Raw genomic sequence first — 13914 nt, forward strand, 5'->3', positions numbered from 1 at the left:
GACGCCTCGGTGATTACGGGGTGAGCAGGCCGGTGGCGCCGGCGAGCACGTCGCCGACCAGGCCGGTGACGCCGGTGACCAGGCCGGTGACGGGGTCCGTCACGGTGCCGGTGTCGGTGTCGGGCTCCTCGGACGGACCGCCGTCGGAGGGCGTCGGCGTGGGCAGGATGCTGCCGTCGTCCTCGGGAGCCTCGGAGGGCTGCTCCTGGTCGTCGTCCTTCTCGTCCTTCGGGTCGGTCACCGAGCCGGGACCGATCTTGTCGGGATCGATGGAGGGCAGGTCGAGGGCGTTGTCGTCCGGGCTGAGCGGCGGCAGCGCCTCGGCCTCGACGACGGTGTCGGCCGGAAGCAGCCCGTCGATCTCGGAGGTGAGGCTGGAGACCAGCGTCGCGGGAAGCTCGGTGATGCCACCCTCGCAGGTGGGGCAGAGCTGGGCGGCGGCCTGGTCGATCAGCACGAGCGTCTGGGCGGCGTCGGAGACCGCCGGCTCGGCGCCCTCGGGGACCTGCGGGCTCAGCTCGGCCAGCTCCTCGACGCCATCGGCCGCGAACGTACGCAGCTGGGCGAGCGAGTCGTTGTCCTGGGACTTCTCGAAGTCGCTGATCAGCAGGTCGGAGCCGTGGGCGGCCTGTCGCGAGAAGGTCTCGAGGGTCGTGGTGACGCGCTCGGAGTCGGTCAGCGGCGCCTCGGCGACCAGCGACTTGGCCTCGCGCAGGCGGGTGCCGGCGTCTTCGAGGATCCGGATGCCGCGGGCCTGGGTGCTGACCGTGAAACCGGCGGAGACGTTCTCGACGGCACGCTTGACCGGGTAGAGCGAGTCGCCCGGAAGAGCGGTCTGCGACGCCGCGGCGGCGCCTGCGGTGCCACCGACGATCGCCATCGCGGCGAGGGCGACGGCCAGCTTGCGCTGCCGGCGCGGCCTGCGTACGGATCCGACGGTGAGCTTGCGCTCGACGGTCTTCTCCATGCGCGGCGCCGGCACGAGCTCGGTGTCGGCAGCCTCCATGAGGCGCTCACGGAGCGAGACGGAGAAGTCGCGGCGGGGCACGGCGGAGTCGCTGAGAGCGGAGAGCGACGAAGCGAGGGCTGCCAGATCGCGAAGCTCGTCGGCAGAATGCGAGGATCGCCGATCGGTCGCGGAGTACGCCGCGACCATTCGGTCGAACTCGTCGGCGCGCTTTCGCGCCGGAAACGCCGGGCTCATCGGATGGTTCCTACTCGGTATCGGCAGTGAGGGATTCGTCGAAACAGCTGTGCACAAGGGCCAGCCATGTCGGACAACGAGTCGCCCCGGCCGCGGGTTACGGCAACCGGTCGAGCATTCAAGGTGGTGCGGAACACAGTCATCAGCGGATCCCGTCAGGCATCTGCTTCGCGAGATTGCGGATCCCGCGCAGCTGGAGCTGTTTCACGGCTCCGTCGCTGCGTCCGAGGATAGCCGCTGTCTCGGCAATGGACAGCCCTTGGAGGAAACGCATGATGATGCAGTCGCGCTGCTCGTCGGGAAGCTTGGAGAGTGCGCCGAGCAGCATCTCGTTGGTGATCCCGGCCATCACGATCTTCTCGGGACCGTCGGCCGCGGAGTCGTGCAGACCCATGTCCTCGGTCGTCATCTCCAGGCGCGTACGTCCCGCCTTGAAGTGATCGGTGGCCAGGTTGCGGGCGATGGTCATCAGCCAGGCGCCGAAGTCCTTGCCCTGCCAGCGGAAGCCGGTCATCGAGCGCAGCGCCCGGAAGAAGGTCTCCGAGGTGAGGTCCTCGGCGACCTGGGTGGAGCGGGTCCGGTAGAAGAGGAACCGGTAGACCGCGCCGTGGTAGTGGTCGTAGAGGAGGCCGAACGCCTCCTTGTCGCCCTTGCGGGCGAGCTCGACCAGCGCGATCAGCCGGGTGCGGTCGGCCTCGGTCTCCTCCGAGGAGGCGGCGAGCTCGGTGTCGTCGTCGGGCTCGTTGTCGGAGCGCGGCTTCGTCTCGTGGGTGCCGCCCGAGCCGCGACGCTCGGGCTCGGCGAACGGGCCGGTGGCACCTGCCACACCCGCGTAGGCGGGTTCGTAGCCCTCGTTCATCAGGAGTGCGACCGCAGCACGCAGCGCATCCAAGCGACGATGGACGTCATTGGCGCGGCGCGACATGTGGGTCCCTCCCGAAGACTCCCCCTGAGCGAGAGCAACCTTACGGGTTAGGGCATCCCGATGTCAGGTCCCGAGCCGAAGTCGTGTCGGCGTGTGGTGGCAATTTCCCGACACGGGGGTGAATACCCGCCCGTGCATACCGGTCGCCACCGGCCGGATCACTCCCGTCGTCCGCGCAGTGCGATCGCCACCGCGATCGCCCCGGTGGCGGCACCGCCCAGCGCCGCGGTCACCACGCCGGCACGGGCGGCCTTGCGCCCGGTGCGGTAGTCCCGGATCGGCCAGCCCTTCTCGCGCGCGTGGGCGCGCAGGCGCGCGTCCGGGTTGATGGCGCACGGGTGTCCGACCAGCGAGAGCATCGGCAGATCGTTGTAGGAGTCGGAGTAGGCCGCACAGCGAGACAGGTCGAGATTCTCGCGCGCGGCGATCGCCTTGACCGCCTCCGCCTTGGCCGGCCCGTGCAGCATCTCGCCGACCAGCTCGCCGGTGTAGACACCGTCCTCGGTGGCCGCCACCGTGCCGAGGGCGCCGGTGAGCCCGAGCCGCTTGGCGATGACCCGGGCGGCCTCGACGGGCGCTGCGGTCACCAGCCACACCCGCTGTCCCTGGTCGATGTGGGTCTGCGCGAGCGCCCGCGTGCCGGGCCAGATCCGGTGGGCCATGCCCTCGTCGAAGATCTCCTCCATCAGGCTCTCGACCTCCTCGGCGCGGTGGCCGCGGATGAACGAGAGCGCCGACGAGCGCGCCGACTCCATGTGAGCCGGGTCCTCGACCCCGGCCACCCGGAAGTAGGCCTGCTTGTACGCGGCCGAGGCGATGTCCCGCGTACGGAAGAACTTGCGCCGATGCAGGCCGCGCGCGAGATGGAAGATCGTCGCGCCCTGCATGATCGTGTTGTCCACGTCGAAGAAGGCGGCCGCCGTCGGGTCTCCGCCTGCGGGGTAGAGCCAGGCTTCTATCTCCGCGGCCGCGGCCGATGCCTCGCCGGCGAGAGCCGAGCGGCGTTTGAGGTCTTTTCGCCGCAGCTCGGCGCGGCGGCGGTCGCTGGCGCTGCTCATTTCGCCAACAGTAGTGGTCCGGGAGCCGATGCGGGACCCAGGTGCCAAGATGGTCGGATGGAACCGCGTGTGACCTTCTACTCCCGTCAGGGCTGCCATCTGTGCGACGAGGCGAGGCTGGTCGTCGAGAAGGTGGTCGGCGCCGACTACACCGAGGTCGACATCGACGCCGACCCCGAGCTGCGCGAGCGCTTCACGAACGAGGTCCCGGTGACGTACGTCGACGGGAAGCAGCACGACTTCTGGCGTGTCTCCGAGGAGCGGCTGAGGGCAGCGCTGGCGCGCTCCCCAGAATAACTGTCGATCGGCCCAATACCCTGAACAACCCCCCTCTGACAACTCCGCAAACACGTGTGCTAGCCGACGCTCTGCGAGTTTGTTCTCGCGGTCACAAAGTCCGTATGGTGGCTGAGCCGCAGGGCGATCCCGGGCTAAAAAGCCCCCGTCTGTGGCGCCGGCATTGAAAGAGCAGAGCGTGACGGCACGGAGTACGAATACGGGCGAGGGCAGCGGTGCCCAGGACCCCCACCGGGACATCCCCGAGGCGACAGTCGCCCGGCTCCCGGTCTACCTCCGGGCACTGACCTCGCTCGCCGAGCGCAACATCGCCTCCTGCTCCTCCGAGGAGCTCGCCACGGCCGCCGGGGTCAACTCGGCCAAGCTGCGCAAGGACCTCTCCTACCTGGGCTCCTACGGCACCCGTGGGGTCGGCTACGACGTCGACTACCTGAGCTACCAGATCGCCCGTGAGATCGGCGTCACCCACGACTGGCCGGTCATCATCGTCGGTATCGGAAACCTCGGTCAGGCGCTGGCCAACTTCTCCGGTTTCAGCAGCCGCGGCTTCCGCACGGTCGCGCTCCTGGACGCCGCCGAGCAGATGCAGGGCCGCACGGTCGCCGGCCTCGAGGTCCGGCCGTTCGCCGACCTGGCCGAGATCGTCGCGGCCGAGCAGGTCTCCATCGGGGTCATCTCGGTGCCGGCGACCGCCGCCCAGGACGTCGCCGACGCGATGGTCGCGGCCGGCATCAGCAGCATCCTCAACTTCGCGCCCGCGGTGCTCAACGTGCCGCCGGGTGTCGACGTACGCAAGGTCGATCTCTCGATCGAGCTGCAGATCCTCGCGTATCACGAGTCGCGCAAGGCTGCAGAGGCAGACGAGACGGTGGACAATGGTTCCGAGGAAGGGATTACCGCATGAGTGTTCTGGTGGTCGGAATCTCCCACAACTCTGCGCCGGTCTCGCTGCTCGAGGCGGCGTCGGTGGACGCGGACGGTCTGCAGAAGCTCCTCACCGACGTGGCTGGTTGTGAGCACGTCAGCGAGGCAGCGGTCATCGCGACCTGCAACCGCCTCGAGATCTACACCGAGGTGGATCGCTTCCACGGCTCCGTCGAGGAGCTCTCCCGCCGCATCATCGAGGGCGCCGGCCAGACGCTCGAGACGATGCTGCCGCACCTCTACGTCCACTACGACGACGGCGCCGTCTCCCACCTGTTCAAGGTGGCCGCCGGGCTCGACTCGATGGCCGTGGGCGAGGGGCAGATCCTCGGTCAGGCCCGCGCCGCCCTGCAGCTCGGCCAGGAGATGGGCACGGTCGGACCGGCGCTCAACAGCCTGTTCCAGCAGGCGCTCCGGGTCGGCAAGCGCTCGCGCGCGGAGACCGACATCGACCGGGCCGCGCCCTCGCTGGTGACCGCGTCGCTGGTCCGTGCGGCCCGAGCCGTGGGTGACGTACGCGGCAAGCGGGTCGCCGTCGTCGGCGCCGGTGCGATGGCCGGACTGGCCACCGCGACTGTGTCCCGGATGGAGGCCGCCGACGTCGTCGTGGTCAACCGAACCACGGCCAACGCCGAGCGCCTCGCGAAGGAGTACGCCGCGCGCGCCGCCTCCCTCGACAAGCTGGCCGAGGAGGTCGCGGCCGCCGACATCGTGATCACCTGCGCGGGCGCCAGCGGGCTGCTCGTCCCGGCCGACATGGTCGGCGACCGCAGCGGCCACCCGGTCGCGCTGATCGACCTGGCCCTGCCCCACGACATCGACCCGGAGGCGGCGTCGCTCCCGGGTGTGACCCTGATCGACCTGGCCGCCCTCGCCGACGAGCTGCACGCCTCGCCCGCCGGCAAGGAGGTGCTCGCGGTCCGCGACATCGTCACCCAGGAGGTCGCGGCCTTCCTGAGCGCCCGTCGGCAGTCGGCCGTCACGCCGACCGTCGTCGCGCTGCGGAGCATGGCCACCGGCGTCGTCGACGCCGAGATGGAGCGCCTCGACAACAAGCTCCCCGACCTCGACGAGGCCACCAGGGCGGAGGTCCTCCGGACCGTACGCCGCGTGGCCGACAAGCTTCTCCACGAGCCGACCGTCCGGGTCAAGGAGCTCGCGAACGAGACCGGCGCGGTGTCCTACGCCGCGGCTCTCGCCGAGCTCTTCGCGCTCGACCAGAACGCGGTCTCGGCCGTCACCCGGGCCGACGTGCCTTCGTCAGGTGGACTCGACAAGCTCGACCACCGGAATCTTGGTGATCTCTCATGAGGACCCTCCGTCTCGGAACCCGCCGCTCCCAGCTCGCCGTCACGCAGTCGACCCTGGTCGCGGAGATGCTCCGCGCCCAGGGCCACATCGTCGAGCTGGTCGAGATCGTCTCCGACGGCGATCGCACCCAGGCGTCGAACACGCCGCTGACCAGCGCGAACTCGACGGGTGTCTTCGTCAGCGCGCTGCGCGACGCGCTCCACGCCAAGGAGATCGACCTCGCGGTCCACTCGCTCAAGGACCTGCCGACCTACCCGGAGGAAGGCATCGAGCTGGTCGCGATCCTGCCGCGCGAGGACCCGCGCGACGTGATCGTCGCCCGCGACGGCCTGACCCTCGGTGAGCTCCCGCCGGGCTCGCGGGTCGGCACCGGCTCGCCGCGGCGGGTCGCCCAGATCAAGGCCCTCGGCCTCGGCCTGGAGCTCGCCGGCATCCGCGGCAACGTGGACACCCGCATCGGCAAGGTCCGCTCCGGCGAGTTCGACGCCGTCGTCCTCGCGCGCGCCGGCCTGGCCCGCATCGACCGGCTCGACGAGGTCACCGAGGTCCTCGACCCGATCCAGGTGCTGCCCGCTCCTGGTCAGGGGGCCCTGGCGGTCGAGTGTCGCGAGGGCGACGCCGATGCCGACGTACGCAAGATTCTGACCTCCCTCGACGACGCGCCCACCCGAGCGGCAGTCGAGGCAGAACGCGCAGTGCTCGCCACCCTCGAAGGTGGCTGCGCCGCGCCCATCGGGACCCTCGCCGACGTGGTGGAGGGTGAGGAAGGACCAGAGCTGTGGGTGCGGGCAGTGGCGCTCTCACTCGACGGCTCGCTCTCGGTTCGACTCTCCGCATCGGGGCCGCTCGACGACGCCGCAGGCGTCGGCCGCCGGCTCGCCGAGGAGATGCTCGCCGAGGGTGCAGCAGACCTGACCGACGATCCCGCGGACCCAGGCCAGGCTGTCATGGACACGGGCGGTTCCCCCCAGACCGCTCCCGAGCAGGACAAGGTGCACAACGCATGACCCGAGCAAAGACCACCGAGCAGACGGCCGAGCACAGCTCGACCACCCCACTGGGCTGGGTGTCCTTCGTCGGCAGCGGTCCCGGTGACCCTGAGCTGCTGACGGTACGGGCGATCGACCTGTTGAAGCAGGCCGATGTTGTCGTGACCGAGGCCCCCGAGCACGCTTCGATGGTGCGCGGCGTACTCGGCATCCCCGAGCCGGTCGAGCCGGCCGAGGGTGAAGAGACCCCGGAACCGGTCGGACCCGAGTTCATCGACGGCGGGTTCGGCGTGGACGGCCAGCCGCTCGCCAACGCCGCCCGTGCCAAGGCCGTCGTCAAGCAGGCGAAGCTGGGCAAGCGCGTCGTGCGCCTCATGACCGGCGACCCCTTCCTCTACGCCTCCGGCCCCGAGGAGGCGCAGTCCTGCGCCAAGGCGGGCATCGGCTTCGAGATCGTCCCCGGCGTCTCGTCGGTGTCGGCCGTCCCGGCCTACGCCGGCATCCCGCTGACGACCAAGGACCACCAAGAGGTCGCGGTCGTGACCTGCAACGAGAAGATCGACTGGAGCCAGTACGCGGACAACCGCACGCTCGTCCTCCTCTCCGGTGTCGGCATGATCGGCGACATCGCCAAGGAGCTCGTCGCCGCGGGCCGTTCCGCCAAGACCCCGGTCGCGATCACCCGCGTCGGCACCACGACCGAGCAGGCGACGGTAGAGTCGACGCTGGAGAACATCGCCGTCGACGCTCGTGCCGCACGGATGGCGCCGCCGGCGATCGTGGTGATCGGCAAGGTGGTCAACTTGCGTGAGACGCTCTCGTGGTTCGAGACGAAGCCGCTCTTCGGCTGGCGCGTCCTGGTGCCGCGCACCAAGGAGCAGGCGCCGGCGCTGTCGCTGAAGCTGAAGGGCTTCGGCGCCGTGCCCGAGGAGGTCCCGACGATCTCCGTCGAGCCGCCGCGCAACCCGCAGCAGATGGACAAGGCCGTACGCGGCCTGGTCGAGGGTCGCTACAACTGGATCGCCTTCACCTCGATCAACGCGGTGCGCGCCGTGCGCGAGAAGTTCGACGAGTACGGCCTGGACTGCCGTGCCTTCTCCGGTCTGAAGATCGCCGCCGTCGGCGAGAAGACCGCGCAGGCGCTGGAGGCCTGGGGCCTGCGTCCCGACCTGGTGCCGCACACCGACAACCAGTCGGCCGCCGGCCTGCTCGAGGTGTGGCCGGAGTACGACGAGGACCTCGACCCGATCAACCGGGTCTTCCTCCCGCGTGCCGACATCGCCACGGAGAACCTCATCGCCGGCCTGGTCGACCTCGGCTGGGAGTGCGACGACGTGACCGCCTACCGCACGGTCCGGGCTGCTCCGCCGCCCGCGCCGACCCGCGACGCGATCAAGACGGGCAAGTTCGACGCGGTGGTCTTCACCTCCTCGTCCACGGTCCGCAACCTGGTCGGCATCGCGGGCAAGCCGCACACCTCCACGGTGATCGCGGCGATCGGTCCGGCCACCGCCAAGACCGCCGAGGAGCACGGCCTGCGGGTCGACGTGATGTCGCCGGAGCCGTCGATCGAGGCGCTCACCGAGGCGCTCGCCGCCTTCGGAGCCGCACGTCGTGCGTCGCTGGTCGAGCAGGGTCTGCCGGTCACCAAGCCGTCCGACCGACGCCCGGCCTCGCGCCGTCGTTCGCGCACCTCCTGAACCGACCGTTCTGACGCGACAGCCGCGTGCTCCCGAGTGTGGGAGCACGCGGCTGTTGCACTACCGTGGAACGTACCCTTTTGCGATGGAGTGCAGATGAGCATCGAGAAGCCCGTGATCCGTCCCCGCCGGCTGCGCCGCACGCCGATCATGCGCCGGATGGTCGCGGAGACGGCCGTACGTCCCGCCAACCTGGTCCTGCCCGCGTTCGTGCGCGAGGGGATCAGCGAGCCCGTCCCGGTCTCGACCATGCCGGGCGTGGTCCAGCACACCCGTGAGTCGCTGCGCAAGGCGGCGGCCGAGGCGGCGGCGGCCGGTATCGGCGGGATCATGCTCTTCGGTGTCCCCGAGACGAAGGACGCGGTCGGCTCCGGTGCGCTGGACCCCGACGGCATCCTCAACGTGGCCATCGCCGACGTCGTCTCCGAGGTCGGCGACACGCTCACCGTGATGAGCGACCTGTGCCTGGACGAGTTCACCGACCACGGTCACTGCGGTGTGCTGGCCGAGGACGGCTCCGTCGACAACGACGCCACCCTCGAGATCTACGCCCAGATGGCGGTCGCCCACGCCGAGGCCGGCGTCCACATGGTCGGCCCGTCCGGGATGATGGACGGCCAGGTCGCGGTCACCCGCGACGCCCTCGACGGCGCCGGCCACACCGACGTCTCGATCCTCGCCTACTCCGCGAAGTACGCCTCCGCCTTCTACGGACCCTTCCGCGAGGCCGTCGACTCCTCGCTCAAGGGCGATCGGCGCACCTATCAGCAGGATCCGGCCAATGCACTGGAGGGTGTCCGCGAGGCGCTCCTTGACGTGGCCGAAGGCGCCGATATCGTGATGGTCAAGCCCGGGCTCCCGTATCTCGACGTTCTCCAGCGAGTGCGTGAGTCTGTCGATGTTCCGGTGGCTGCCTACAACATCTCAGGGGAGTTCGCGATGTTGGAAGCCGCGGCCGCGAACGGCTGGATCGACCGCGAACCGGCGATCCTGGAGACACTCACCGCCTTCAAGAGGGCGGGCGCGGACGTCATTCTGACCTACTGGGCCACGGAAGCAGCTGGCTGGCTGCGAGGCTGACGTTCTCGCCTGACAGCCCTCCCAGCTCTGTGACGTGGAACATATCCGGAGAGTAGACTCGAGACCGTGACCAATCGAGAGTTGGGCAGCCCCAAGCGCACCGGTCGGCCGCGCAACAGTGGACGTGATTCGGCGAATCCGCGCGAGGAGATCCTCAAAGAGGCATCCAGGCTCTTCACCGCTCAAGGGGTCGCCGCGACCACGATCAGTCAGATCGCCGAGTGCGTCGGGCTGCGCCAGTCCTCGATGTACTACTACTACAAGTCCAAGGAGGAAATCCTCTCCGCCTTGATGGAGAAGAACCGCGAGTCGCTGACGCTCGCGGAGAAGCTTCTCGAGGAGGACGGCCCGGTCGCCCCGCGGCTCTACGCCTTCCTCTACACCGACGTACGCCAGCTGTGCACCGCGCCGCTCGACTTCTACGAGCTCGAGGTGGCCGCGCTGGCCCAGCCGCAGGTCTTCGCGGGCTTCGAGGAGGACGGCGACAAGCTGCGCGCCGCGGCCGCCCAGCTCCTCGAGCTGGGTGTCGACAGCGGTGAGCTGCGCCAGACCGACCCGGCCGCCACCGCGCTGATGCTGCTCTCGCTCAACGAAGGCGCCCAGCACCGGCTCTGGCACGGCCGCCGTGAGGACGAGAGGGCCCCTGGGGGTTCGGACGCCCTGGCCGAGTCGGTCGCCGACTACCACCTCAGCTCGCTCCTCGCCGACGCGTCCTCCCTGCCCGCCGTCCGCGAGGCCGGCCGCGACTTCGTGACCGAGTACGAGGACGACGAACCCGCCGCCTGAGCACCGTCGAGAACGCGAAGGGCCCCGCCGGATGGCGGGGCCCTTCGCGTCAAACGGTCACTTCTTGGGGCAACCGAGCAGGCCCAGTCCGAGCGGGTCGAGAAGGCCGCAGATCAGGCCGGTCAGACCACTCAAGACTCCGCCGACCGCCGCCTGCGCCTCCGGAAGCGTCTTGCCGCTGAGCTGACCGACGCATGCGGTGACCGCGTCCTGCGGCGCTTTGCCGTACTTCCCGAGAAGAGCCTCGGTGCACACGGTGATCAGCTGGCTCGTCGTAGCGATCGCTGCCTGCGTGGAGCCGGCGATCTGCTCGCCCGGCTGGGTGACGGTCTCGCCGCCGTCGCCGCCGGTGCCGCCTCCGGTGCCACCGCCGCCGGTGCTCCCACCGGGAGTCTCGCCGCCGGACGGAGCCTCGCTGGACGGGCCGGACGGGGACTGCGAGGAGCCGCCGCGCGGGCCGGCCTGCTGACCGCCTGCCCGGAGCTCGCGGCCCTTCTGCTTCGAGGACTTGGGAGCGTCCATCCGCGGGATGGCGTAGTCGACCGGGACCGTGCTGTTCGGGATCGAGGTGAACTCACCGGAGCGGTAGGCCTCGGCGATACCGAGCACCGTCGTGACGTACGACTGGCTGTGGTTGTAGCGGAAGACCGCGGCCCGGGCGCCCTGGTCGGTGGAGAGGTCGTCGTTGCCGGAGCAGAGGTAGACGGCGCTGGCGAGCGCGGCGTCGTTGATGTCCTGGGGGTTGCGCTTGCCGTCACCGTCGGCGTCGACGCCGACCATCGCCCAGGTGGAGGGGATGAACTGCATCGGCCCGACCGCGCGGTCATAGCTGGTGTCGCCGTCATACTGCCCACCGTCGGTGTCGGTGATCTGGGAGACGTTGCCCTTGCCGTTGAGCGGCACCCCGTAGATGCCCGGGGTGGAGACGCCCTCGGCGGTGAGCCGGTTGTCGTTGGCGCGCCCGTGGTTGGACTCGACCCTGCCGATCGCGGCGATCAGCGGCCAGTCGATCCGGCAGGCGGCGTCCGCGGCGTTGATGACCGTGGCGGCGCGCTGGTAGGCGGCGAGGGCGGCGGATGGGATGCCGGCGGCGCTGGCCGTACCCGGGAGCGACTTGTCGCCCTGGTTGGTCGAGGCGGACACGCTGGCCGGCGCCTCGATCGCCTCGGACGGCACCGAGGTGCCGTCGGGCAGGCTGAACGCGTCGTCGTATCTCGTCCCTGATGCGGTGGCACTCGACTGCGTCAGACCGGTGACGTTGACCGTCCAGGCCGCGCTCAGCAGCGCGAGCGGGACGAGCGCGGTCGCCTTCTGAAGGCGGTTGTAGCGCGTAGCGGACATCGAATCTCCCTCTCAATCCCCAGGGCCTAAGGTCCCGGGTCTTGCTCCCCAAATCGCAACGTTCTCAACGAACCGTCTCACGTCAAAGTTACGCACGTCACGTTTTACTGGCACATTGCGTTCCAGTAAACGAGACGCCGATGAGACGCAGGTTATGGCGGGTCATGACGGCGAACATCGGTTTTCGTACGCATCGGTAACTCGATTCCGTGGAAGCGCCCGTGTGGAATGTGGCGGGGAATGGGGATTGCGGAGCGGGTTGATGAAGAATGACCCGGTGCCTCACGACATCTCACCCCTGTCCGCAGCGGCATCCGAAGCGCTCTTCGCCCGCGCGAAGGCCGTGACGCCGGGTGGCGTGAACTCACCCGTGCGCGCCTTCAACGCGGTCGGCGGCACGCCGCGTTTCATCCGCGAGGCGAAGGGGGCGTGGCTGACCGACGTCGACGGGAACGAGTACGTCGACCTGATCTGCTCCTGGGGCCCGATGCTGCTGGGCCACGCCCACCCGGAGGTCCAGGCAGCGGTCCTGGCGGCTGTCGCGCGTGGCACGTCCTACGGGACCCCGACGACGCCCGAGGTCGAGCTGGCCGAGGCGATCGTCGAGCGGGCGCCGGTCGAGAAGGTGCGGTTCGTCAGCAGCGGCACCGAGGCGACGATGTCGGCCATCCGGCTGGCACGAGGGTTCACCGGACGCGACGTGATCCTCAAGTTCGCCGGCAACTACCACGGCCACGTGGACTCGCTCCTCGCCAGCGCCGGCTCCGGCCTGGTCACCCACGCCATCCCGGGCACCCCGGGCGTGCCCGAGAGCAGCACCGAGCTCACCGTCGTGCTGCCCTACAACGACCGGGCCGCCGTGACCGCGGCGTTCGAGGAGTACCGGGGCCGGGTGGCCTGCCTGATCACCGAGGCCTCGCCGGGCAACATGGGTGTCGTGCCGCCGGAGCCCGGCTTCAACGAGTTCCTCGCGACCACGTGCAAGGACAACGGTGCCCTGTTCATCTCCGACGAGGTGATGACCGGGTTCCGGGCCAGCAAGCAGGGTCAGTGGGGGCTCGACGGCAAGAACGAGGGCTGGACGCCCGACCTGGTCACCTTCGGCAAGGTGATGGGCGGCGGCTTCCCGGCGGCGGCCTTCGGTGGCCGCGCCGACGTGATGGGCTCGCTCAGCCCCGACGGGCCGGTCTACCAGGCCGGCACGCTCTCCGGGAACCCGGTCGCGACCACCGCCGGCCTCACGACGCTGCGGCTGGCGACCGACGAGGTCTACGACCACATCGGGAAGGCCGCGGAGACCGTCAAGGAGGCGATCGAGGAGAGCTTCACCAAGGTCGGTCTCCCGCACGTCATCCAGTCCACCGGCACGATGTTCTCGGTCTTCTTCACCGACAGGCCGGTGCGCAACTTCGACGAGGCCAAGACCACCGACGAGGTGGCGTACAAGGCCTTCTTCCACGCCATGCTCGACCAGGGCGTCTACCTGCCGCCGAGCGCCTACGAGGCCTGGTTCCTGTCCTCCGCCCACGACGAGCGGGCGATCTCCCGGATCACGGAGGCGCTTCCGTACGCCGCCGAGGCTGCTGCAAAGAGACTGTTGTGAAAGGTGAAGGGATGAGTATCGAGACCACGGTTCACCTGCTGCGTCATGGTGAGGTGCACAACCCGGAGGGCATCCTCTACGGGCGCCGGCCCGGGTTCAACCTCTCCGACCTCGGCCTGCAGATGGCCGAGCGGGTCGCCGACCGGATCGGCGGGCAGGACATCACCCACGTGATCTCCAGCCCGCTGGAGCGTGCCCGGCAGACCGCGGGGCCGCTGGCGAAGGCGCTGGGCCTCGACATCTCGCTCGACGAGCGGGTGCTCGAGTCGGAGAACCTCTTCGTCGGCAAGAGCTTCAAGGACGGCATGGGCCCGCTGAAGGACCCGAAGGTCTGGCCGAAGCTGCTCAATCCGTTCAAGCCGTCGTGGGGCGAGCCCTACCTGGAGATCGTGGCCCGGATGATGGCCGCGATCCACGACGCCCGGGACCTGGCGCGGGGCCACGAGGCGGTCATCGTCTCCCACCAGCTGCCGATCTGGACCACCCGGTTGCACATCGAGGGCCGCAGCTTCCTGCACGACCCGCGCCGCCGCCAGTGTGCGCTGTGCTCGCTGACCTCGCTGCACTTCGTGGACGACGAGTTCGTCGCGCTCTCCTACAGCGAGCCCGCCGGTGACATGCTGCCGGCGAAGGACAAGTACGCGCCGTTCTCGGCCGGCGACGCGGAAGATTAACGGGTCTCTCAGGTTTGTCAGG

13 protein-coding genes are annotated in these 13914 nt (G+C 69.6%); 9 read left to right on the top strand and 4 right to left on the bottom strand.

The window, feature by feature from the left end:
* Positions 1-13: 13 nt before the first annotated feature.
* The 3 genes from ACWZJV_RS16655 to ACWZJV_RS16665 form a co-directional block, all read right to left on the bottom strand.
* Positions 14-1204 carry a DUF5667 domain-containing protein gene (locus ACWZJV_RS16655; RefSeq protein WP_457177236.1) on the bottom strand — a complete coding sequence of 397 codons (1191 nt, stop codon included), beginning with the start codon at positions 1202-1204 and terminating at the stop codon, positions 14-16.
* Positions 1205-1346: 142 nt separating this feature from the next.
* Positions 1347-2096 (bottom strand): sigma-70 family RNA polymerase sigma factor, encoded by a 750-nt coding sequence (locus ACWZJV_RS16660; RefSeq protein ID WP_231380442.1) that lies wholly within the window; start codon positions 2094-2096, stop codon positions 1347-1349.
* Positions 2097-2287: 191 nt separating this feature from the next.
* Positions 2288-3187, bottom strand: a complete 900-nt coding sequence (locus ACWZJV_RS16665) for an HAD family hydrolase (RefSeq protein WP_008356330.1) — start codon at positions 3185-3187, stop codon at positions 2288-2290.
* Positions 3188-3244: 57 nt separating this feature from the next.
* Here ACWZJV_RS16665 and ACWZJV_RS16670 point away from each other — a divergent pair, with 57 nt between their 5' ends.
* The 7 genes from ACWZJV_RS16670 to ACWZJV_RS16700 all read left to right on the top strand — a co-directional run bounded on the left by ACWZJV_RS16670 (position 3245) and on the right by ACWZJV_RS16700 (position 10274).
* Entirely contained in the window at positions 3245-3484 is a 240-nt protein-coding gene (locus ACWZJV_RS16670; protein ID WP_457177238.1) for a glutaredoxin family protein, read from the top strand.
* A gap of 178 nt (positions 3485-3662) precedes the next feature.
* Positions 3663-4388 carry a redox-sensing transcriptional repressor Rex gene (locus tag ACWZJV_RS16675; protein WP_050800533.1) on the top strand — a complete coding sequence of 242 codons (726 nt, stop codon included), beginning with the start codon at positions 3663-3665 and terminating at the stop codon, positions 4386-4388.
* Positions 4385-5719: a glutamyl-tRNA reductase gene (locus ACWZJV_RS16680; RefSeq protein ID WP_008356336.1), complete on the top strand. Its 1335-nt coding sequence runs from the start codon at positions 4385-4387 to the stop codon at positions 5717-5719. Before ACWZJV_RS16675 ends, ACWZJV_RS16680 begins: the two co-directional genes overlap by 4 nt.
* Complete coding sequence (gene hemC / locus ACWZJV_RS16685) at positions 5716-6726, top strand: hydroxymethylbilane synthase (RefSeq protein WP_008356338.1); 1011 nt, start codon at positions 5716-5718, stop codon at positions 6724-6726. The genes ACWZJV_RS16680 and hemC overlap by 4 nt, the downstream gene beginning before the upstream one ends.
* Positions 6723-8408, top strand: a complete 1686-nt coding sequence (locus ACWZJV_RS16690; protein WP_008356340.1) for a bifunctional uroporphyrinogen-III C-methyltransferase/uroporphyrinogen-III synthase — start codon at positions 6723-6725, stop codon at positions 8406-8408. Before hemC ends, ACWZJV_RS16690 begins: the two co-directional genes overlap by 4 nt.
* A gap of 96 nt (positions 8409-8504) precedes the next feature.
* Positions 8505-9488, top strand: a complete 984-nt coding sequence (gene hemB, locus ACWZJV_RS16695) for a porphobilinogen synthase (RefSeq protein WP_457177241.1) — start codon at positions 8505-8507, stop codon at positions 9486-9488.
* A gap of 66 nt (positions 9489-9554) precedes the next feature.
* The gene (locus ACWZJV_RS16700; protein ID WP_196875797.1) at positions 9555-10274 is read left to right on the top strand and encodes a TetR/AcrR family transcriptional regulator; all 720 of its coding nucleotides are present in this window, start codon (positions 9555-9557) and stop codon (positions 10272-10274) included.
* Positions 10275-10331: 57 nt separating this feature from the next.
* Here ACWZJV_RS16700 and ACWZJV_RS16705 read toward each other — a convergent pair whose 3' ends face one another.
* Entirely contained in the window at positions 10332-11615 is a 1284-nt protein-coding gene (locus tag ACWZJV_RS16705) for a lytic transglycosylase domain-containing protein (protein ID WP_457177243.1), read from the bottom strand.
* A 262-nt stretch (positions 11616-11877) separates the two neighbouring features.
* Here ACWZJV_RS16705 and hemL point away from each other — a divergent pair, with 262 nt between their 5' ends.
* Both hemL and ACWZJV_RS16715 read left to right on the top strand, forming a co-directional pair.
* A complete protein-coding gene (gene hemL / locus ACWZJV_RS16710) occupies positions 11878-13218 on the top strand; it encodes a glutamate-1-semialdehyde 2,1-aminomutase (protein WP_457177245.1) in 1341 nt (446 codons plus the stop codon).
* Between the two features lie 11 nt (positions 13219-13229).
* Positions 13230-13892 (top strand): histidine phosphatase family protein, encoded by a 663-nt coding sequence (locus tag ACWZJV_RS16715; protein ID WP_457177247.1) that lies wholly within the window; start codon positions 13230-13232, stop codon positions 13890-13892.
* Positions 13893-13914: the final 22 nt, after the last annotated feature.

The organism is Nocardioides sp. WG-D5 (assembly GCF_054031175.1).

What these genes read in the sequence shown, in the direction of transcription:
- ACWZJV_RS16705 (WP_457177243.1), bottom strand. Translation starts at nt 11,615, where the DNA reads ATGTCCGCTACGCGCTACAACCGCCTTCAGAAGGCGACCGCGCTCGTC.
- ACWZJV_RS16680 (WP_008356336.1), top strand. Translation starts at nt 4,385, where the DNA reads ATGAGTGTTCTGGTGGTCGGAATCTCCCACAACTCTGCGCCGGTCTCG.
- ACWZJV_RS16655 (WP_457177236.1), bottom strand. Translation starts at nt 1,204, where the DNA reads ATGAGCCCGGCGTTTCCGGCGCGAAAGCGCGCCGACGAGTTCGACCGA.
- ACWZJV_RS16665 (WP_008356330.1), bottom strand. Translation starts at nt 3,187, where the DNA reads ATGAGCAGCGCCAGCGACCGCCGCCGCGCCGAGCTGCGGCGAAAAGAC.
- ACWZJV_RS16715 (WP_457177247.1), top strand. Translation starts at nt 13,230, where the DNA reads ATGAGTATCGAGACCACGGTTCACCTGCTGCGTCATGGTGAGGTGCAC.
- ACWZJV_RS16690 (WP_008356340.1), top strand. Translation starts at nt 6,723, where the DNA reads ATGACCCGAGCAAAGACCACCGAGCAGACGGCCGAGCACAGCTCGACC.
- ACWZJV_RS16670 (WP_457177238.1), top strand. Translation starts at nt 3,245, where the DNA reads ATGGAACCGCGTGTGACCTTCTACTCCCGTCAGGGCTGCCATCTGTGC.
- hemB (WP_457177241.1), top strand. Translation starts at nt 8,505, where the DNA reads ATGAGCATCGAGAAGCCCGTGATCCGTCCCCGCCGGCTGCGCCGCACG.
- hemL (WP_457177245.1), top strand. Translation starts at nt 11,878, where the DNA reads ATGAAGAATGACCCGGTGCCTCACGACATCTCACCCCTGTCCGCAGCG.
- hemC (WP_008356338.1), top strand. Translation starts at nt 5,716, where the DNA reads ATGAGGACCCTCCGTCTCGGAACCCGCCGCTCCCAGCTCGCCGTCACG.